Genomic DNA, 19,445 nt, shown 5'->3' with positions numbered 1-19,445 from the left:
TTCATTTCATGAAGAAACTAAAATACCTATCCACTTTACTGGTTGTCGCGCTTGCCATCATTGCCGCCTGGCTGGTGTGGAATTACTACACCCAATCCCCCTGGACCCGCGACGGAAAGGTTCGCGCCGAACAGGTTGGGGTCACCCCACAGGTTTCCGGTAGCATCCTGCAGTTAAACGTTCGCGACAACCAGTTGGTTAAAGCCGGGGATGTCCTGTTCAGAATTGACGATACGCCCTATAAAATTGCCGTTCTCAACGCCCAGGCACAGTTAGCCAAAGCAAAAGCTGAAGTGGCGAAAGCCAAAGCTGAACAGAAGAAAGCGGCGAGCGATGCTAACCGTCGGCGTAATTTGTCGCAGAATTTTATCTCGGCGGAAGATCTGGAAAATGCCAATACCGCCCTTAATACCGCAAATACCAATCTTGAGGCTATAAAAGCCGTGGTTGACGTCGCGCAGGCCAGCCTTGATCACGCTCAGTGGCAACTCACACAAACTGAAATTAAAGCCCCGGTGGATGGCTGGGTGACCAACCTGTCAACTCGCGTTGGCGATTACGCCTCCGTGGGGCATCCGGTTTTTGCTCTCGTTGATAGTCACTCTTTCTACGTGGTCGGCTATTTTGAAGAAACCAAGCTGCGCAATATCCGCCCGGGCGACAGTGCGCAAATAATCCTCTACAGCAGCCAACAAAAGTTACAGGGTCACGTAGGTAGTATCGGTCGTGCGATTGTCGATCAAAGCGTTGCAAGCGGAGGCGGTCTGGTTGCGGACATCAAGCCAAATATTCCGTGGGTCCGCCTGGCCCAGCGCGTCCCAGTGCGCATTGAGTTTGACAGCTTACCATCGGATACCACGCTGGTTTCCGGTACCACCTGTACCGTCGCCATTGGCCCACAGTAATGAAGCTGCAGGCCCTGACGTGGCGCTCGCTCCCGTGGATTAAGGCCAGCCGTCCGCAGTGGCGCTATGCTCTGCGTAACGGGATCGCGATGTGCCTGGCGCTCAGCATCGCCTATTGGCTGAATCTTGATGAGCCCTACTGGGCGATGACTTCCGCCGCCGTCGTGAGCTTTCCCACCGTCGGCGGCGTGATCAGTAAAAGCTTCGGGCGCATTGCGGGCAGCCTGCTCGGTGCCTGCGCGGCGTTGCTGCTGGCCGGACATACCCTAAACGATCCCTGGCTGTTTCTGTTTAGCATTTCGGCGTGGATAGCGCTCTGTACCTGGGCCTGCGCAATGTATACCAACAACGTTGCCTACGCCTTCCAGCTCGCCGGTTATACCTGCGCCATCATCGCCTTTCCGGTTATCAATATCACTGATGCTAACGAACTGTGGACTATCGCCCAGTCGCGGGTCTGTGAAGTGATTGTCGGTATTCTTTGCGGCGGTCTGATGATGATGATTTTGCCGAGTACCTCGGATGGCACCACGCTACTGACCGCCCTGAAAAACATGCATGCCCGGCTGTTAGAGCACGCCAGCATGTTGTGGGTTCCGGAAACCACTGATGCGATCCGTACCGCGCATGAAAGTGTGATTGGGCAAATACTGACCATGAATCTGCTGCGCATTCAGGCGTTCTGGAGCCACTACCGCTTTCGTCGGCAAAACCCGCTGCTCAACTATCTGCTGCATCAACAGTTGCGAATGACCAGCGTGATTTCAAGCCTGCGGCGAATGCTGCTCAACTGGCCTGCGGCACCCGCTAACACCCGTGAGGTTCTGGAAGCGTTGCTGAACGAGTTGACCCATTCAGGGACCGACAGCTATAGCATCGCGAAGCTCATCGCCCCCCTGGCGCCCCCAGCGGAAGCAGACTATCGACATATCGCCTTCTGGAAGCGTCTGCGCTATTTTTGCCGCCTCTATCTGGAGAGTAGCCGATGGATTAAGCGCATCGAAAACGCCACCGTGTTGACCGAATTTAACATTCCCTCAGCACCTGCGTTGACTCGCCATACCGATCAAGCTGAAGCGCTGTGGAACGGTGTACGTACGTTTTTCGCGCTGGTGATGGTGGGTGCCTGGGGAATTAGCACCCAATGGCAGGCCTGTGCCGCCGCCCTGACCCTGGCGGCCATCTGCTGCGTGCTCTACTCAGTGTCACCTTCGCCGTTTAAGTCATTAACGCTTTTAATGCGCACGCTGGTCCTGCTCTCGCTGTTCAGCTTCGCGGTTAAATTCGGTTTGATGGTGCAGATAACCGATTTATGGCAATTTCTGCTGTTTCTGTTCCCGCTCCTGACGACCATGCAACTGCTTAAATTACAGATGCCCAAATTCGCCGGACTCTGGGGACAACTGATTGTCTTTATGGGTTCATTTATCGCGGTGACCAATCCACCGGTCTATGATTACGCTTCATTTCTCAACGATAATTTGGGCAAAATCATCGGAGTAGGTCTTGCCTGGCTGGCCTTCGCAATTATCAGTCCGGGTTCAGACGCGCGTAAAAGCCGCCGGCACATTCGGGCGTTACGGCGTCACTTTGTCGACCAATTAAGCCGCCGCCCGCAGCATAGCGAACACGAATTTGAATCGCTGGTTTATCATCACATCAGCCAACTCAGTAACAGTCAGGATGCGCTGGCACGCCGCTGGCTGCTGCGTTGGGGCGTAGTGTTGCTCAACTGCTCCCATGTGGTCTGGCAGCTTCGCGAATGGGAAACACGCTCCGACCCGCTCTCGCAGGTACGCGATTTGTGTATTAGCCTGCTGCGCGACGTGATGAGCGAACGCGGCGTGCAGCAGCGACCGCTCGCCTCAACACTCCAGGAATTGCAGCGAATTTGCGACGCGCTCAATCACCACCACCAGCCCGCAGCAAAAGAGCTGGCGGCGGTTATCTGGCGACTGTGGTGCGCGCTATCGCAGCTTGAGCAGGCCCCGATTGCCGGAACGATTACCGAAAGAGCTACTTGATGACGCCGCAGGCAAACCGCTCGCCACCTCCGCCGAGGGGCTGCGGGCTGTCAGACATGTTATCGCCGCCCACGTGAATCATCAGCGCCTTTCCTTTCACCTCATCAAGCGTTTTTAACCGTGGAGCCACGACGGATTGTGTTGCTTTGCCATCGCTATTGACTACCAGGAAAGGCAGATCGCCAAGATGGCCTGCGCCATCCGGGCCTTCATGTTTCCCAGTATTATGTGGATCAAAATGTCCCCCGGCAGCACCAGCGGCGACAGCTTTGCCATCTTTGATAGCGGGCTGACAACTGGCGTTGGCATGAAGATGAAAGCCATGCTCACCGGGAGGCAGCGCTTTAAGATCGGGCGTAAACTCCAGCCCTTTATCCGTTTCGCTGATTTTGATGTTGCCAATAGCCTGACCCACGCTCTGGCTGGTCACAAGATTGATATCGACATTTTCACTTGCCGCCTGCACGCCCATACTGGCGGCAAGGGTAAAGAGTGCGAGAATACATCGTTGCATAACACCTCCGAAATGGCTGTATCACTGACAAGTGTAGGCCATTACGGAGGCGAGCGAGGTTTAAGGAACGTCGTAGCCTAACGCCGCTTTACGGATGCGGAACCACTGCTGGCGAGTCATATTGAGCTTCTCAGCCACCAACGCAGAGCGCACGCGCTCAATCTTTCCAGAGCCAATAATCGGCAGCGGCTGCGAAGGCAAGCGCAGGATCCAGGCATATACCACCTGCTCAATGCTTTCGGCATTCAGTTCCTGTGCCACACGGGCCAGTTCATCCCGCAGCGGTTGGAAGCTTTCTTCGTTAAACAAGCGACCGCCGCCGAGGCAGGACCAGGCCATTGGTCGGATGCGCAGTTGCTGCAGCTGATCCAGCGTACCATCAAGCAACAGCGGCTGGTGCACCGGAGAAATTTCCACCTGATTGGTCGCCAGGGTAAACGGCAGGCGCGACTGTAGCAGAGTAAACTGAGCTGGCGTGAAGTTAGAGACGCCAAAGTGGCGTACTTTACCGCTGTGATGCAGCGCCAGGAAGGCTTCCGCAACTTCGTCAGCATTCATCAACGGGTCCGGGCGATGAATCAGCAGCAGGTCGAGATGATCGGTGGCCAGATTACGCAGCGATTGTTCCGCGCTCTGCACAATATGGTCGCGGTCGGTAATATAGTGGCCGATGGTGTTTTCTGCTCGCGCCTGGGTGGCGATCCCGCATTTAGTGACGATTTCCATGCGGCTACGCAGATGCGGGGCCAGCTTCAACGCCTCGCCAAACGCTGCCTCACACCGGTAATCACCATAAATATCAGCGTGATCGATGGTCGTGATACCCAGATCCAGGTGTTGCTCAACAAAGCCAACCAGCTCTTTAGCGGACATATTCCAGTCCATCAGACGCCAGTAGCCCATCACAAAACGAGAGAATTCCGGCCCCTGCGGAGCCATAGCAATACGCTGAACCATAACAGCTTCCTCAACAAAAAAGTGTTCTGAGTATACGCAGTTTCGTGCTTAAAACAGTGAGGGTTGCTGCGGTTCTTCCGCACTATCCTGTTTGGTTGCGCGTAATTTACGCAGCCAGCGTTGCCGACACAGACGCAAAACGTCCTGCTTTTGCACATCGCTCATTTTTTGCCAGTTAAAACGCTCATCACGGCTGCGCAGGCAACCCCGACAGTAGCCGCGTTCATCAGACTGACAAATCCCCCGACACGGACTTTGTACCGGAAAGAACTCCAGTTGTTCAGCCACTTCGCCTCTCCTGCCACCTTTCTCTTTCTTTATTGAAGACGTTTCACTCATCATTCGCAAATTTTGTTCACCAGCCTCTGCGCCGGACGGCATTTTTAATAATCGCTTGCATTAGACCAATCGGTCTATTACAGTGAGCCCCATGAACAAGCACAGTGAATGCACTACCCGCGAACATATCCTGGTCACCGGCGAGCAGCTCTGCATGCAGCGGGGCTTTACCGGTATGGGCCTGAGCGAATTATTGAAAACAGCAGAAGTGCCGAAAGGCTCTTTCTACCACTACTTCCGCTCAAAAGAAGCGTATGGCGTGGCCCTGCTTGAGTACCATTACGCCGGATATCTTCAACGCCTGGTCGAGCATTTCGACCACGGCGAGGGAAACTATCGCGACCGTCTGCTGGCCTACTACCAGCATACGCTGACCCAGTTTTGTCAGCAGGGCATTATCAGCGGCTGTCTGACGGTGAAGCTGTCGGCAGAAGTGTGCGATCTGTCGGAAGACATGCGCACCGCGATGGATAAAGGTGCCAGCCAGATTATCGTTCTGCTGGGTGATGCCCTGGAGAAAGGCCGTCAGGAAGGCAGTCTGATGTTCGCTGGCGATGCGTTGACTCTGTCCCAGGTGCTTTACTCTCTGTGGCTGGGGGCCAATTTGCAAGCCAAGATTACCCGTAGCGCAACGCCGCTGGAAAGCGCCCTTGCCCACGCTAAAAATATTATTGCTGCGCCTGCCGTTTAACAGGCGTTTTTATTTAACCAGTTTCAAGACGACCGGTCTACTCAGGAGTCATTATGTCAGAATCTAAGTTGTTTACCCCATTGAAAGTCGGTGCGGTCACCGTACCTAACCGCGTATTCATGGCTCCGCTGACGCGTCTGCGTAGCATTGAACCAGGCGATATTCCGACCCCTCTGATGGGCGAATACTACCGTCAGCGCGCCAGCTCCGGCTTGATTATTTCCGAAGCTACGCAGATCTCCGCTCAGGCGAAAGGCTATGCTGGCGCCCCCGGCCTGCACAGCCCGGAACAGATTGCGGCGTGGACGAAAATCACCGCTGGTGTACATGCCGAAAACGGTCACATTGCCGTTCAGCTGTGGCACACCGGACGCATTTCGCATAACAGCATCCAACCTGGCGGCCAGGCTCCGGTTGCGCCATCAGCGATTAGCGCCGGTACCCGTACTTCGCTGCGCGATGAAAACGGTCACGCGATTCGTGTTGATACCTCTATGCCACGCGCACTTGAAATCGAAGAGATCCCCGGGATCGTTGATGATTTCCGTCAGGCGGTCGGTAACGCTCGCGATGCCGGTTTTGACCTTGTCGAACTGCACTCCGCGCACGGTTACCTGCTGCACCAGTTCCTTTCCCCGACCTCTAACCATCGTACCGATCAGTACGGTGGCAGCGTTGAAAATCGCGCTCGCCTGGTGCTGGAAGTCGTTGATGCGGTGAGCAAAGAGTGGAGCGCCGACCGTATCGGTATTCGCGTCTCGCCAATCGGTAGCTTCCAGAACGTCGACAACGGGCCGGACGAAGAAGCCGATGCGCTGTATCTGATTGAAGAGCTGGCTAAACGCGGTATTGCCTACCTGCATATGTCCGAACCGGACTGGGCAGGCGGCCAACCATATAGCGATGAATTCCGCCAGAAAGTGCGCGACCGTTTCCCAGGCGCAATTATCGGCGCAGGCGCGTATACGGTAGAAAAAGCCAACGACTTAATCAGCAAAGGCCTGATTGATGCCGTCGCTTTTGGTCGGGACTATATCGCCAACCCGGATCTGGTTGCGCGTTTACAGAAAAAAGTCGCACTGAATGAACAGCGCCCGGAAAGCTTCTACGGCGGCGGCGCGGAAGGCTATACCGATTATCCTACTCTGTAATCCCTCCATTGCATTGATAGCGGCGGGTTATCGCCGCTATACTTAACGCTCTGATGTATCAAAATAAACTGCATAGGGGACATTATGCGCTTACTTCACACCATGCTGCGCGTTGGCGACCTGCAACGTTCGATTGAGTTTTACACCAACGTGCTGGGCATGAAACTGCTGCGTACCAGCGAAAACACTGAGTACAAATACTCGCTGGCATTCGTGGGTTATGGCGAAGAAAGCGACACCGCCGTTATCGAACTGACCTACAACTGGGGCGTTGATAAGTACGATCTCGGCAGCGCCTACGGCCATATCGCGCTAAGCGTTGATAACGCGGCTGAAGCCTGCGAGCGTATTCGCCAGAACGGCGGCAACGTGACGCGTGAAGCGGGTCCGGTCAAAGGCGGCACCACGGTCATCGCTTTTGTCGAAGATCCGGATGGTTACAAAATTGAACTGATTGAAGAGAAAGATGCCGGCAAAGGCCTCGGCAACTAATCGGCTTCGGGCGTCCACCGGCGGCGCCCGCTGTTTTATCCCCCTTCCTGCTGCAAGCGGTGGCAAAATTTGCCATAATGCGCGCTACTTTTTTCCAGCTAAGAGAATCTGATGTCCGAGAACGCTCAACTTAATGGTCTGTGCGGCCGTTTTCGCGGTTTCTATCCTGTGGTAATTGATGTTGAAACCGCGGGATTTAATGCCAAAACCGACGCCCTGCTGGAGATCGCCGCTATTACGTTGAAAATGGATGAGCAAGGCTGGCTGATGCCGGACGAAACGCTGCATTTTCATGTTGAACCTTTCGAGGGTGCCAACCTGCAGCCTGAAGCTCTGGCCTTTAACGGGATTAACCCGAACGATCCTGAGCGCGGCGCGGTGAGCGAATATGACGCCCTGCACGCGATTTTCAAAATGATCCGTAAAGGGATGAAAGAGAGCGATTGTAGCCGTGCCATTATGGTCGCCCATAACGCCACATTCGATCATGGTTTTACCATGGCGGCTGCCGAGCGCGCGAGCCTGAAGCGCAACCCTTTCCACCCGTTCGTGACATTCGATACGGCAGCACTAAGCGGGCTTGCGCTCGGCCAGACGGTGTTGTCGAAAGCCTGCATCGCCGCGGGTATGGCTTTTGATGGAACTCAGGCGCATTCGGCGCTTTACGATACCGAACAAACCGCGCAGCTGTTTTGCGAAATCGTCAATCGTTGGAAACGACTTGGCGGCTGGCCGTTACCGGTAGCCGAAGAATAGTAGAGACAAAAAAAAGCGACTCCACCAGAAGTCGCTTTTTTATTGGCAGCAAAAATTACTCTGCTTTCGGCTCGTCAGTCTTGTACTTAGCGGCCGTTTCTTTGATCAACGTTTGCAGTTCGCCGCGCTGATACATCTCAATAATGATGTCGCAACCGCCGACCAGTTCGCCATCTACCCACAGTTGTGGGAAAGTCGGCCAGTTTGCGTATTTCGGCAACTCTGCGCGGATGTCCGGGTTCTGCAGGATGTCGACGTAAGCAAAACGTTCGCCACAAGCAGACAGCGCCTGTACGGCCTGGGCGGAGAAGCCGCAGCTTGGCAGTTTCGGGGATCCTTTCATGTACAGCAGGATTGGGTTTTCAGCGATTTGATGTTGGATTTTTTCTAAAGTCGTGCTCATTGTCTTGCTTCCTTAAACTTCTCTACGGCAGTAATTTGTCATTGTAGCGTCCTGAACGCAGGACCGATAATAACATTTTTGTCACTCTTCACATTTTATCTTCTGTGCCCAGAAGTTGCCTCAAAAATATCATTTTATCGTCTGGCGCAAGAGTGCACTGCTCTTTTTTCACGCGACATGGTTATTGTCTGACGTATTTTTTTGCAATCGTTAACCAAACGACACTTTAGATACAAAAGAATATTAACTCTCAGGGTTTTTATGCTTTAGAATCGATGCGGTTTGTCATTCATCGTCAGGCATCTGTATATGTCTGTAATTTAATCAGGGGATTGCTCAGTGGCGCGTCTTAACAAAATCGCGATTTCGCTCTGTGCATTACTTATTACGTCAATCTCATTTACGCCACTGGCGCATGCTTCCGGGCATACGCACGCTTCGGCTACGCCAAAAGCGCATCCGGCCAAAGGCACTACCGCAGAGCGTAAGAAAAAAGCAGCCAGTTCCAAAAGTAAGACCACCGCTAAAACCTCCAGCAAGAAAACATCGACCGCCAGCCGCGCAAAAGCCCCTACCCGCACAACCGCCTCAAGCCAAACCGCGCTTAACCGTCAGGTTGCCGGTGCAAGCAAAAAATGCGTATTGCGCAAAGGCTACAAAAAGCAGTGCGCTAGCTCGACAAAATCGGTAGCAGAAAGCAAAGTCGCCAGAGCAAGCGTGCAGAAAAAGTGCGTCGTGCGCAAAGGCTATAAAACCCGCTGTAAACCTGTCGCTGATGAGCCTCAGTTGACCATCGCCGATGCGCATAAAGCTCGGGTACAAAAGGCGCAAAGCACCGCCATGTCGAAGTTAATGGATCAGATTGGCAAACCTTATCGTTGGGGCGGCACTTCGCCACGCACCGGATTTGATTGCAGCGGTCTGGTCTATTACGCTTATAAAGATCTGGTGAAAATTCACATCCCACGTACCGCTAATGAAATGTATCATCTGCGCGATGCCCGCCCGGTCGATCGCGGTGAGCTGCAAAGCGGTGATTTAGTCTTCTTCCGCACCCGTGGGCGCGGTACCGCCGATCACGTTGGTGTCTATGTCGGCAACGGTAAATTTATCCAGTCCCCGCGCACCGGTCGCGATATTCAGATAACCTCGCTGAGTGAAGATTACTGGGAACGCCACTACGTTGGCGCGCGCCGCGTCATGACGCCAAAAACCATTCGCTAATTGTGCCTCGTCGCCTCTGCGGCGGGGTAACTCTCTCTTTTGCCACATCTTTTAATTTGCTACTATTACCTTGCGCAATACATGGTTATTGCGCGAACTATACCCAAAATAATTCCAGTTGTATCACAAAACGCTGTGGCGTTTTGAACAGCGCTTGCGCTGGCCCCGAAGGGGCGAGGCTTAAGCCGAGTAACGCGGCAACTAAGCGCATCCCCGGGAGCGTACAAATAGTACGTGACCGGGGTAAGTGCAGGCAGCCAACAAAGATGCAGCTGGAAGTATGAAGGGTATAACTATAAAAAGGAGAGTAGCAATGTCGTTCGAATTACCTGCATTACCATATGCAAAAGACGCCCTCGCGCCGCACATTTCCGCAGAAACCCTGGAATACCATTACGGTAAACACCACCAGGCCTATGTCACCAATCTCAACAACCTGATCAAAGGCACCGCGTTTGAAGGCAAGACCTTAGAAGAGATCGTTCGCTCTTCCGATGGCGGCGTTTTTAACAACGCAGCTCAGGTCTGGAACCACACCTTCTACTGGAACTGCCTGGCACCAAACGCTGGCGGCGAACCGGAAGGTGAACTGGCGGCAGCTATCGCTAAATCCTTCGGCAGCTTTGCTGATTTCAAAGCAAAATTCACCGATGCTGCAGCGAAAAACTTTGGCGCTGGCTGGACCTGGCTGGTGAAAAACGCTGATGGTAGCCTGGCGATTGTTTCCACCAGCAACGCCGGTACGCCGCTGACCAGCGACGCAACCCCGCTGCTGACCGTAGATGTCTGGGAACACGCTTACTACATCGACTACCGTAACGCGCGTCCGAACTATCTGGAACACTTCTGGGCGCTGGTGAACTGGAAATTTGTGGCGGCCAACCTGGCGGCATAAAAGCAAACCGCAGAAGGATTGCGCCTTCTGCGGTTATTTTTCACTTCACTCACAATTCACATACTATTCATGAACGATTAGTGGTTAGCAAAAGCCTCTTCCGGCTGCGACCGACCGCTGAAAAACACCAGCAGTAGCGCAACGCCCGCAATGATCGCTCCCATCACGGGTACGAATGCATAGCCCAGCCCACCAGATATCACCGCACCACCGGCGGCTGCGCCTAACGCGTTACCGAGGTTGAAAGCGCCGATATTAACCGATGATGACAACCCGGGAGCTTCGTGAGCCACGCGCATCACGCGCATCTGCAGTGGCGGAACCACCGCAAAAGTCGCGGCACCCCAGACAACCATGCTGATAGCCGCACCAATTTGTGACTGGGCCAGCAGCGGGATCGCCAGCATGATCACCATCAACAGCAGCAGAAAGCCCTTCAACGTCCCGGAAACTGAGCGGTCGGCAAACTTACCGCCAAGATAGTTACCCAGCGAGAAGCCTACGCCAATCAGCACCAACATCGCGGTCACAAACAGTGGCGATGCGTTAGTGATGCTGTGCAGAACTGGTGATATATAGGTATAAAGCGTAAACATCGCCCCTGCCCCCAGAACGGTGGTCAGCAGCGCTGACAGCACCTGTGGGCGCATCAGTACCGAGATTTCCCGCTTAACATCAGGGCGCTCACCCGCACTCCCTTTCGGCAGAGAAAACCACAGGCTGATCATCGCCACCACGCCGAGACCCGCCGTTGCGAGGAACGACATCCGCCAGCCGATAGTTTCCCCCAACCAGGTCGCCGCCGGCACACCGCCAATGTTGGCAATCGTCAGCCCCATAAACATGGTCGCCACCGCGCTGGCCTGCTTATGCTTCGGCACAACGCTTGCCGCCACCACCGAGCCAAGCCCAAAGAAAGCACCGTGGTTGAGGCTGGTAATAATGCGCGACAGCAGTAGAGTGGTGTAATCCGGCGCAATTGAAGAGAGCACGTTGCCAAGAGTAAAAATCGCCATCAGGAAAATCAGCGCATTTCTGCGCGCACGGTGCGAAAGCAACAGAGTCATCAGCGGCGCACCAACCATCACCCCAATGGCGTAGGCACTAATAAGCATTCCCGCAGCCGGAATAGAAACATCCACGCCTTTGGCGATAACCGGTAATAGCCCCATCGGGGAGAACTCGGTAGTACCGATACCGAAGGCACCGATTGCCAGAGCGAGCAGGGGAAAGTTGATTTTCATTCAATGACTCCATCGGGCCGTCTTCAGCGACGGCATCTCATCAGAAGCCAAAAGCATGACATCAATCACAGAAAAACAAAAGTAAACGAAATGGCAAAAGATTTTTGCGAAATTGATAACAATGGAGGGAAAAGAAAAGGGAGCACGATGTCTCCCTCATATTGAAATTAGTGCAGTACGGCGACCAGTCCTGAGGCGACAATCAAACCCAGAACAATAATCGTCGTTGTCAGCGAAAACTTTAAATCTGTATCCATCAATTTTTCCCCTTGATTATCCCCACATAAAAAGTGAGCTTGCTCATTTTTACATAGATTAGCGCAAATATCTTCCGAGATTTAGAGGGATGCACATTTTTGCTCTTCCCCTTTGCCCCAAGATCGGACAAAATCCCACGCTAATTTGAAAGCGTATCGGCCATTGACCCCTTCCTGTCGTTCTGTGTCGTTTTCCCGACGTGATGCAATGTTCAATTTTGGCATCAGGGTGTGTACAGGCAAACGTTTACGTACCGATTAACGGACGATCAGGTCAAGGTCTGGAGTGAGAAGTAATGGCAACTATTAAAGATGTAGCGAAGCGCGCAAACGTTTCCACTACAACAGTATCACATGTAATTAACAAAACGCGTTTCGTTGCGGAAGAGACGCGCAACGCGGTGTGGGCTGCGATTAAAGAACTGCACTACTCCCCCAGCGCCGTTGCTCGCAGCCTGAAGGTTAATCACACGAAGTCTATCGGATTGCTGGCGACCAGCAGCGAAGCGGCCTATTTTGCCGAAATTATCGAATCCGTTGAGAAAAGCTGTTTCCAGAAGGGCTATACCCTGATTCTCGGCAACGCATGGAACGATCCGGAGAAACAACGCGCCTACCTGTCAATGATGGCGCAGAAGCGCGTGGACGGTCTGCTGGTGATGTGTTCTGAGTATCCTGAGTCGGTACTGAGCATGCTGGAAGAATATCGCCATATTCCGATGGTCGTGATGGACTGGGGTGAAGCAAAAGCCGACTTCACCGACTCGGTTATCGATAACGCCTTCGAAGGGGGTTATATCGCCGGGCGCTATCTGGTGGAACGTGGTCATCGCGAAATTGGCGTGATCCCCGGCCCGCTTGAGCGGAACACCGGTGCCGGCCGCCTGGCGGGCTTTATGAAAGCGATGGAAGAAGCGCAGATCAACGTTCCTGAAAACTGGGTCGTGCAAGGTGATTTCGAGCCGGAATCCGGCTACCGCGCGATGCAGCAAATCCTCAGTCAACACCATCGCCCGACGGCGATTTTCTGCGGCGGGGATATCATGGCGATGGGCGCTATCTGTGCAGCAGATGAAATGGGTCTGCGCGTGCCGCAGGATATTTCGCTGATCGGTTATGACAATGTGCGCAACGCCCGCTACTTCAGCCCGGCGCTGACCACCATCCATCAGCCAAAAGATTCTCTGGGCGAAGCGGCCTTCAACATGCTGCTGGACCGCATCGTCAACAAGCGCGAAATTTCCCAGTCTATTGAAGTACATCCGCGCCTGGTCGAACGTCGATCCGTGGCCGACGGCCCGTTTGTCGATTATCGCCGTTAATTCTCCTCGCGGCGTCGGCTATTCCGGCGCCCGCAGCCACTCCCGGTTCAACGTTTCGCTGTCGCCAAGGTAATCCAGCAGCCACATCAGCGCCGGTGAAGCATCGCTTTGTTGCCACGTCAGGCAGCAGGCCGCATCAGGGAATGGGTTTTCCAGCGCCAGCGCCGTCCATTCTCCGCTATCAATTCGCGGCTGCGCAAAATGCTTTGGCACCATGCCAACACACAACCCTGCGCTGAGGCAGGTCGCGGAAGCGTCCCAGTCCGGCACCACCACCCTCTTCTGATTATCCAGCAGCCATGTCGTGCGTTTCGGTAGCGAGCGCGAAGTATCTTCCCGTACCAGTGACGGCCAGTTGCGCAACACATCGTCGCTTAACGGGCCGTCTATTTTCGCCAAAGGATGATCGCTCGCCACCACGCAATCCCAACTCAGCATCCCCATATCGCGAAACGCATAGCGCCCACCGACGGGAATTGAGCGCGTCGCGCCGATAGCTAATTCCACGCGACCATCAGCTAACGCATCCCAGACGCCGTTGAATACCTCCTGAAAGACAATCAGTTCAACGTCATCAAAATGACGATAGAAATCAACAATCATTTGCCGAATACGCGCCGGTTTGACGATGTCATCGACGGCAATGGATAGCTGCCCGCGCCAACCGTTGGCTATCTGCTGACATTGCTGACGAGTGATCTGCATTTTTTTGATAACAGAGCGCCCTTCCTGCAAAAACCAGACCCCGGCCGGGGTTAATTCGACATCGCGGTGACGACGTTCAAAGAGCGGAACCGCCAGCCACTCTTCCAACTGACGCACGGTATAGCTCACCGCTGAAGGTACGCGGTGTAGCTCCTGCGCCGCTGCACTAAAACTGCCGTTACGCGCAACAGCATCAACCACCTCAAGTGAGTATTCTGACCACATATTCTGCCTACAAAATTTTTGAATCCACCTGACAAATATTAGCGTTTCACAAGCCTGAATGCACTCCCTACACTCTGCCGCACCGTACCTGCATCAATAACAAGAGAATTTTATGCAACAATTGCAACAACCTGGGAAAGGATTTTTAGTCTGGCTGGCCGGGCTCAGCGTGCTCGGCTTTCTGGCCACCGATATGTATCTGCCGGCTTTCGCCGCGATCCAACAAGATCTCAACACTTCAGCAGCTTCAGTCAGCGCCAGCCTGAGCTTGTTCCTGGCAGGATTTGCCATTGGACAGCTTTTTTGGGGGCCGCTCTCCGACCGTTACGGACGCAAGCCGGTACTGCTAAGCGGCCTGGCCATTTTCGCTATCGGCTGTCTGGGGATGCTTTGGGTGCAAGATGCCACACTGATGCTGGCGCTGCGCTTCATTCAGGCAATTGGCGTTTGCGCCGCCGCCGTGACCTGGCAAGCGATGGTGACCGATTACTACCCAGCCCATCGCACGAACCGTATTTTTGCCGCCATTATGCCGCTGGTGGGCTTGTCTCCAGCACTGGCGCCGCTGCTCGGCAGCTGGCTGCTGGTTCATTTCGAATGGCAGGCTATTTTCGCCGTTCTGTTCGCGATAACCCTGTTGCTCATGCTGCCTGCCCTGCGCCTGAAAGCGGCGAAAAAGACGGTTGTCGGCACCCAGCAGAAGCTGACTTTCCTTGCCCTACTACGCTCGCGCGAATACAGCGGCAACGTGCTGATTTATGCCGCCTGCTCCGCCAGCTTTTTCGCGTGGCTGACCGGCTCGCCATTTATTCTTCACGAGATGGGTTATAGCCCGACCGTTATCGGCCTGAGCTACGTTCCACAAACTATCGCGTTTCTGGTTGGTGGTTACGGCTGTCGCGCGGCTTTACAAAAATGGTCAGGGCAGCAGATTCTGCCGTGGCTGCTGGTGATTTTCTCCATCAGCGTTGCCGCTACCTGGCTGGTAGGTTTGCAGGCTAATGCCACACTTGTCGGATTAATGATTCCGTTCTGCGCAATGGCAGTGGTAAATGGCGGTATTTATCCTATCGTCGTTGCTCAGGCGCTGAAGCCGTTCCCGCAGGCGACCGGTCGCGCCGCAGCCTTGCAAAATACCTTACAGTTGGGTCTTTGCTTTATCGCCAGCTTGCTGGTTTCTACGCTGATAGCGACACCGCTGCAAACCACCACCAGCGTGATGCTTATTTCCATTGTGCTGGCCGGTATCGGTTACCGTATGCAGTACAAGGCCACCGCGCTGGCAACAGAATCGTCACATGCTTAAGGTAATCTTCAGATAGTGTTAAGGTCCAGTAATTAGCTTGCTAACATATTTTTATTGAAAGCCTGTTTTTAGCGGCCTATACTGGATCCGGCATCACATAAATAGAAAGATTAATTGATTTAACGGGAGCAGGATGCGTCCCGTTTCTCCATGGAAGGCCTTTCGGCAAGGGTTATCTCCCTTCCTCTGTTCTACGTCGGATAGCAGCCTCACGGATTGTCCGTGAGATTTCTCACAAAGCCAGAAAAGCGTCTACGCTGTTTTAAGGTTCTGATCACTTGGGCGTGATGGAGAAGCTATGAGTTCATCGTGTATAGAAGAAGTAAGCGTACCAAATGATGATTGGTACCGGATTGTCGCTGAATTATTAGGCCGTGCGGGCATCGAAATTAACGGTCCTGCCCCCTCCGATCTGCGGATTAAAAACCCCCTCTTTTTTAAGCGCGTTTTACAAGAAGGGTCGCTGGGATTGGGAGAGAGCTATATGGACGGCTGGTGGGATTGTGAGCGGCTGGATTTATTTTTCCATAAAGTCTTACGTGCCGGACTGGAAAGTCAACTTCCCCACCATTTTAAAGATACCCTTCGCATCGCGGGCGCTCGCTTATTCAATCTGCAAAGTAAAAAAAGGTCCTGGATAGTCGGCAAAGAACATTACGACTTAGGTAACGATCTTTTCAGCCGCATGCTCGACCCTTTTATGCAATATTCCTGCGGATACTGGAAAGATGCGCAGAATCTGGAAGATGCACAGCAGGCAAAATTAGATCTGATCTGCCAAAAGCTGCAGCTTGAACCCGGAATGCGGGTGCTGGATATTGGCTGCGGCTGGGGTGGTCTGGCTTACTATATGGCTAAAAACTACCAGGTCAGCGTTATTGGTGTCACTATTTCAGCCGAACAGCAAAAGATGGCCCAGCAGCGTTGTGAAGGGCTGGACGTAACAATTCTGCTTCAGGACTATCGCGATTTGCATGATAGTTTTGACCGCATTGTTTCCGTTGGTATGTTTGAACATGTCGGGCCTAAAAATTACGACACCTATTTTGACGTGGTGGATCATAATTTAAAAGCTGACGGTCGTTTCCTGCTGCACACAATCGGCTCGAAAAAAACCGACCATAGCGTCGACCCGTGGATTAATAAATATATCTTCCCGAACGGTTGTCTGCCGTCGGTACGCCACATCGCACAGGCCAGTGAAACGCATTTCGTGATGGAAGATTGGCATAATTTCGGTGCCGATTATGACACCACGCTAATGGCATGGTATGAGCGTTTTCTCAATAGCTGGCCGGAAATCGCTGACAACTATTCGGAAAGATTCAAACGTATGTTTAGCTATTACCTGAATGCCTGTGCTGGTGCTTTTCGCGCCCGCGATATTCAGCTCTGGCAGGTGGTTTTTTCTCGCGGTGTCGAACACGGCCTGCGCGTGGCTCGCTAATCGCTGTCCCTCCTGCGCCGCTGGCGCAGGGATTGCTTTTTTATTCACCGCGACGGCAGTAACATCCCTGCCCGCATTGGGCCAGGGTTTACAGGGCATTTGCTAAAGCGACAGCCCGGCCACGTTAACCGGGCTGTCGAATAAATTACTCCGCCGCCGCTTTCAGCGCGGCATCTTTTGCTGCCAACACGCGCTCAACGGTATCAATGACCGCCTGAGTCTGCGGATCAATTTCAATATTGACCCGGTCGCCCAGTTTTTTCGCGCCAAGCGTTGTACGTTGCAGCGTCTCGGGAATCAAATGCACGCAAAAACGTGTTGGCGTCACTTCACCCACGGTGAGGCTAATCCCATCAACACCGATATATCCTTTATAGAGGATATATTTCATCAGCGTTGGGTCCTGAACCTTAAACCAAATCTGGCGATTATTTTCCGAGGTTAGAATTTTCACCACTTCCGCAGTCGTCATAATATGACCGGACATCAGGTGGCCGCCAATTTCATCGCTGAATTTTGCTGCCCGCTCAACGTTCACACAATCGCCTTCACGGATCCCGCCCAGGTTGGTTATACGCAGCGTCTCTTTCATCAGATCAAAACTCACCCGCGGGCCGTTAATCTCGGTGACGGTCAAACAACAGCCATTGTGCGCCACTGACGCCCCGGTTTCGAGCCCCGCAAGCATATGCTCAGGCAACTCCACCACGTGGGTACGAAAATTGGGTTTCTCGTCTATGGACACAACCTTCGCGGTCCCCTGCACAATACCGGTAAACATATTTTGCTCCTGTATAAATTCGTGACGGTATCATTACCGTTTTAGGCTATGCGGAACAATAACAGGTGGCAAAACAGGTTGCCAGCGCACAACGTGCACTGGGATTTTTTCACTGGCTAAATGGCTAATCCTCGCTACAATAGTCTGGCAAATCCCTCTGCTTTTTTCTTCTTGCTGCCATATTGGGCGGCTTTTTTAGTCTTAAAATAACAACAAGATAAAGGTGTTCACGTGCAGAAGTACTTTATTGAAGCGCGTCAGTTATTAGCACTGGCTATACCCGTTATTCTGGCTCAGGTAGCCCAGACTTCTATGGGCTTCGTCGATACCGTTATGGCAGGCGGCTATAGCGCAACCGATATGGCGGCGGTCGCCATTGGTACCTCGATTTGGTTACCGGCGATCCTCTTCGGCCACGGCCTGCTGTTGGCCCTGACTCCGGTCATTGCCCAATTGAATGGTTCTGGTCGTCGCGACCGCATTGCCCATCAGGTACGCCAGGGATTCTGGCTGGCGGGCTTCGTCTCTGTTCTGGTGATGGTTGTGCTGTGGAACGCCGGTTACATCATCAGTTCGATGCATAACATCGACCCGGCGCTGGCAGATAAAGCCGTTGGCTATCTGCGCGCACTGCTGTGGGGTACACCGGGCTATCTTTTCTTCCAGGTCGCACGTAACCAGTGCGAAGGCCTGGCAAAAACCAAACCTGGAATGGTCATGGGGTTTATCGGCCTGCTGGTCAACATTCCGGTTAACTACATCTTTATCTACGGTCACTTCGGGATGCCGGAACTTGGCGGCGTTGGCTGCGGCGTCGCAACAGCTTCGGTTTACTGGGTGATGTTTTTCAGCATGATCTCCTGGGTTCGCCGGGCACGCTCAATGCGTGATATTCGCAGCCCTGAGCCGTTCAGCAAACCAGATTTCGAAATCATCAAGCGACTGGTACAACTGGGTCTGCCGATTGCGCTGGCGCTGTTTTTTGAAGTGACCCTGTTCGCCGTCGTCGCGCTGCTGGTCTCCCCTCTGGGCATTGTCGACGTGGCCGGGCACCAGATAGCCCTAAACTTCAGCTCGCTGATGTTCGTTCTGCCTCTGTCCCTCGCGGCGGCAGTGACCATTCGCGTAGGTTTCCGCCTTGGTCAGGGCTCAACCCTGGAAGCGCAAACGTCAGCCAGAACCGGCGTTGGCGTCGGGGTGTGCATGGCGGTTATCACGGCAGTTTTTACTGTCCTGATGCGTAAGCAAATCGCGCTGTTGTATAACGACAACCCTGAGGTCATCACGCTGGCTTCCCAGTTGATGTTATTAGCCGCGATCTACCAGATTTCCGACTCGATTCAGGTCATCGGCAGCGGGATCCTGCGTGGCTATAAAGACACGCGTTCCATCTTTTTTATCACTTTTACCGCCTACTGGGTGCTGGGACTGCCAAGCGGCTATCTGCTGGCATTAACCGATATTGTGGTTCCGCGCATGGGCCCTGCAGGCTTCTGGTGCGGATTTATTATCGGTTTAACCTCTGCGGCCATCATGATGATGCTGCGTATGCGCTTTTTGCAACGTCAGCCTTCCAGCGTGATTTTGCAGCGCGCAACGCGCTAATCCGATCTATACCCTAAATAATTCGAGTTGCTTAAAGGCGGCAAGGGAGTGAGTCCTCAGGAGCATAGATAACTATGCGACTGGGGCGAGTGACAAATCTGCCGGGAGCAGATTTGAACGTCGCTTGCGACGGCCCGTGAGGGCGAGGCCCATGGATGGGCCGAGTAATCCGTAGCCAACACATAAGCAGCTTGAAGTATGA

The 19,445-nt window shown here is 53.5% G+C and carries 20 protein-coding genes; 12 read left to right on the top strand and 8 right to left on the bottom strand.

The window, feature by feature from the left end:
* Positions 1-8: 8 nt before the first annotated feature.
* Together HV213_RS13175 and HV213_RS13170 are read left to right on the top strand one after the other, a co-directional pair.
* A complete protein-coding gene (locus HV213_RS13175; RefSeq protein WP_181486007.1) occupies positions 9-905 on the top strand; it encodes an efflux RND transporter periplasmic adaptor subunit in 897 nt (298 codons plus the stop codon).
* A complete protein-coding gene (locus tag HV213_RS13170; RefSeq protein ID WP_181486006.1) occupies positions 905-2,929 on the top strand; it encodes an FUSC family protein in 2,025 nt (674 codons plus the stop codon). The genes HV213_RS13175 and HV213_RS13170 overlap by 1 nt, the downstream gene beginning before the upstream one ends.
* Here HV213_RS13170 and sodC read toward each other — a convergent pair.
* Genes sodC through HV213_RS13155 form a run of 3 tightly spaced genes read right to left on the bottom strand, consistent with a single transcriptional unit; the run spans position 2,922 to position 4,739 of the window.
* Positions 2,922-3,443, bottom strand: coding sequence for a superoxide dismutase [Cu-Zn] SodC (gene sodC, locus HV213_RS13165; protein ID WP_181486005.1), 522 nt, complete (start codon positions 3,441-3,443; stop codon positions 2,922-2,924). The genes HV213_RS13170 and sodC overlap by 8 nt on opposite strands.
* Before the next feature lie 60 nt (positions 3,444-3,503).
* The gene (locus HV213_RS13160) at positions 3,504-4,400 is read right to left on the bottom strand and encodes an aldo/keto reductase (RefSeq protein WP_181486004.1); all 897 of its coding nucleotides are present in this window, start codon (positions 4,398-4,400) and stop codon (positions 3,504-3,506) included.
* 48 nt (positions 4,401-4,448) lie between these two features.
* Positions 4,449-4,739, bottom strand: a complete 291-nt coding sequence (locus HV213_RS13155; RefSeq protein ID WP_181486407.1) for a DUF1289 domain-containing protein — start codon at positions 4,737-4,739, stop codon at positions 4,449-4,451.
* A 91-nt stretch (positions 4,740-4,830) separates the two neighbouring features.
* Between HV213_RS13155 and HV213_RS13150 the strand changes: the two genes are divergently transcribed.
* The 4 genes from HV213_RS13150 to rnt all read left to right on the top strand — a co-directional run bounded on the left by HV213_RS13150 (position 4,831) and on the right by rnt (position 7,829).
* A complete protein-coding gene (locus HV213_RS13150; protein ID WP_112214407.1) occupies positions 4,831-5,430 on the top strand; it encodes a TetR/AcrR family transcriptional regulator in 600 nt (199 codons plus the stop codon).
* A gap of 53 nt (positions 5,431-5,483) precedes the next feature.
* Positions 5,484-6,581 (top strand): alkene reductase, encoded by a 1,098-nt coding sequence (locus HV213_RS13145; protein ID WP_181486003.1) that lies wholly within the window; start codon positions 5,484-5,486, stop codon positions 6,579-6,581.
* A gap of 84 nt (positions 6,582-6,665) precedes the next feature.
* Complete coding sequence (gene gloA / locus HV213_RS13140) at positions 6,666-7,073, top strand: lactoylglutathione lyase (RefSeq protein WP_004862713.1); 408 nt, start codon at positions 6,666-6,668, stop codon at positions 7,071-7,073.
* A 111-nt stretch (positions 7,074-7,184) separates the two neighbouring features.
* Positions 7,185-7,829 carry a ribonuclease T gene (rnt, locus tag HV213_RS13135; protein WP_181486002.1) on the top strand — a complete coding sequence of 215 codons (645 nt, stop codon included), beginning with the start codon at positions 7,185-7,187 and terminating at the stop codon, positions 7,827-7,829.
* A gap of 55 nt (positions 7,830-7,884) precedes the next feature.
* On the opposite strand, the gene HV213_RS13130 is transcribed toward rnt, so the two are convergent.
* The gene (locus HV213_RS13130; protein ID WP_110273973.1) at positions 7,885-8,232 is read right to left on the bottom strand and encodes a Grx4 family monothiol glutaredoxin; all 348 of its coding nucleotides are present in this window, start codon (positions 8,230-8,232) and stop codon (positions 7,885-7,887) included.
* 339 nt (positions 8,233-8,571) lie between these two features.
* Between HV213_RS13130 and HV213_RS13125 the strand changes: the two genes are divergently transcribed.
* Together HV213_RS13125 and sodB are read left to right on the top strand one after the other, a co-directional pair.
* Positions 8,572-9,456, top strand: coding sequence for a C40 family peptidase (locus HV213_RS13125; protein ID WP_181486001.1), 885 nt, complete (start codon positions 8,572-8,574; stop codon positions 9,454-9,456).
* 313 nt (positions 9,457-9,769) lie between these two features.
* Positions 9,770-10,351 carry a superoxide dismutase [Fe] gene (gene sodB, locus HV213_RS13120; RefSeq protein WP_004102696.1) on the top strand — a complete coding sequence of 194 codons (582 nt, stop codon included), beginning with the start codon at positions 9,770-9,772 and terminating at the stop codon, positions 10,349-10,351.
* A 77-nt stretch (positions 10,352-10,428) separates the two neighbouring features.
* On the opposite strand, the gene HV213_RS13115 is transcribed toward sodB, so the two are convergent.
* The gene (locus HV213_RS13115; protein WP_181486000.1) at positions 10,429-11,595 is read right to left on the bottom strand and encodes an MFS transporter; all 1,167 of its coding nucleotides are present in this window, start codon (positions 11,593-11,595) and stop codon (positions 10,429-10,431) included.
* Between the two features lie 167 nt (positions 11,596-11,762).
* Positions 11,763-11,852, bottom strand: a complete 90-nt coding sequence (gene cydH / locus HV213_RS13110; protein WP_154680799.1) for a cytochrome bd-I oxidase subunit CydH — start codon at positions 11,850-11,852, stop codon at positions 11,763-11,765.
* A 296-nt stretch (positions 11,853-12,148) separates the two neighbouring features.
* On the opposite strand from cydH, the gene purR reads away from it, so the two are divergent.
* Positions 12,149-13,174 carry an HTH-type transcriptional repressor PurR gene (gene purR, locus HV213_RS13105; protein ID WP_110273968.1) on the top strand — a complete coding sequence of 342 codons (1,026 nt, stop codon included), beginning with the start codon at positions 12,149-12,151 and terminating at the stop codon, positions 13,172-13,174.
* A gap of 18 nt (positions 13,175-13,192) precedes the next feature.
* Here the strand turns inward: purR and punR are convergent, their stop codons facing one another.
* Entirely contained in the window at positions 13,193-14,104 is a 912-nt protein-coding gene (punR, locus tag HV213_RS13100) for a DNA-binding transcriptional activator PunR (protein ID WP_181485999.1), read from the bottom strand.
* Between the two features lie 121 nt (positions 14,105-14,225).
* On the opposite strand from punR, the gene punC reads away from it, so the two are divergent.
* Positions 14,226-15,410 (top strand): purine nucleoside transporter PunC, encoded by a 1,185-nt coding sequence (punC, locus tag HV213_RS13095; RefSeq protein WP_181486406.1) that lies wholly within the window; start codon positions 14,226-14,228, stop codon positions 15,408-15,410.
* Positions 15,411-15,708: 298 nt separating this feature from the next.
* On the top strand, positions 15,709-16,857 hold the full coding sequence (cfa, locus tag HV213_RS13090) for a cyclopropane fatty acyl phospholipid synthase (protein ID WP_181485998.1): 1,149 nt from the start codon (positions 15,709-15,711) through the stop codon (positions 16,855-16,857).
* Between the two features lie 145 nt (positions 16,858-17,002).
* Here cfa and HV213_RS13085 read toward each other — a convergent pair whose 3' ends face one another.
* Complete coding sequence (locus HV213_RS13085; protein ID WP_181485997.1) at positions 17,003-17,638, bottom strand: riboflavin synthase subunit alpha; 636 nt, start codon at positions 17,636-17,638, stop codon at positions 17,003-17,005.
* A 231-nt stretch (positions 17,639-17,869) separates the two neighbouring features.
* Here HV213_RS13085 and mdtK point away from each other — a divergent pair, with 231 nt between their 5' ends.
* Positions 17,870-19,243, top strand: a complete 1,374-nt coding sequence (gene mdtK / locus HV213_RS13080; RefSeq protein WP_181485996.1) for an MdtK family multidrug efflux MATE transporter — start codon at positions 17,870-17,872, stop codon at positions 19,241-19,243.
* Positions 19,244-19,445: the final 202 nt, after the last annotated feature.

Source organism: Klebsiella sp. RHBSTW-00484 (assembly GCF_013705725.1).
Taxonomy (GTDB): domain Bacteria; phylum Pseudomonadota; class Gammaproteobacteria; order Enterobacterales; family Enterobacteriaceae; genus Klebsiella.
This window is presented reverse-complemented; position numbering and strand designations above follow the sequence as displayed.

Coding starts and splice junctions, on each gene's coding strand:
- HV213_RS13085 (WP_181485997.1), bottom strand. CDS start 17,638: ATGTTTACCGGTATTGTGCAGGGGACCGCGAAGGTTGTGTCCATAGAC.
- HV213_RS13155 (WP_181486407.1), bottom strand. CDS start 4,739: ATGAGTGAAACGTCTTCAATAAAGAAAGAGAAAGGTGGCAGGAGAGGC.
- cfa (WP_181485998.1), top strand. CDS start 15,709: ATGAGTTCATCGTGTATAGAAGAAGTAAGCGTACCAAATGATGATTGG.
- HV213_RS13145 (WP_181486003.1), top strand. CDS start 5,484: ATGTCAGAATCTAAGTTGTTTACCCCATTGAAAGTCGGTGCGGTCACC.
- punR (WP_181485999.1), bottom strand. CDS start 14,104: ATGTGGTCAGAATACTCACTTGAGGTGGTTGATGCTGTTGCGCGTAAC.
- HV213_RS13150 (WP_112214407.1), top strand. CDS start 4,831: ATGAACAAGCACAGTGAATGCACTACCCGCGAACATATCCTGGTCACC.
- HV213_RS13115 (WP_181486000.1), bottom strand. CDS start 11,595: ATGAAAATCAACTTTCCCCTGCTCGCTCTGGCAATCGGTGCCTTCGGT.
- sodB (WP_004102696.1), top strand. CDS start 9,770: ATGTCGTTCGAATTACCTGCATTACCATATGCAAAAGACGCCCTCGCG.
- rnt (WP_181486002.1), top strand. CDS start 7,185: ATGTCCGAGAACGCTCAACTTAATGGTCTGTGCGGCCGTTTTCGCGGT.
- HV213_RS13170 (WP_181486006.1), top strand. CDS start 905: ATGAAGCTGCAGGCCCTGACGTGGCGCTCGCTCCCGTGGATTAAGGCC.
- HV213_RS13175 (WP_181486007.1), top strand. CDS start 9: ATGAAGAAACTAAAATACCTATCCACTTTACTGGTTGTCGCGCTTGCC.
- sodC (WP_181486005.1), bottom strand. CDS start 3,443: ATGCAACGATGTATTCTCGCACTCTTTACCCTTGCCGCCAGTATGGGC.
- HV213_RS13130 (WP_110273973.1), bottom strand. CDS start 8,232: ATGAGCACGACTTTAGAAAAAATCCAACATCAAATCGCTGAAAACCCA.
- purR (WP_110273968.1), top strand. CDS start 12,149: ATGGCAACTATTAAAGATGTAGCGAAGCGCGCAAACGTTTCCACTACA.
- gloA (WP_004862713.1), top strand. CDS start 6,666: ATGCGCTTACTTCACACCATGCTGCGCGTTGGCGACCTGCAACGTTCG.
- cydH (WP_154680799.1), bottom strand. CDS start 11,852: ATGGATACAGATTTAAAGTTTTCGCTGACAACGACGATTATTGTTCTG.
- HV213_RS13160 (WP_181486004.1), bottom strand. CDS start 4,400: ATGGTTCAGCGTATTGCTATGGCTCCGCAGGGGCCGGAATTCTCTCGT.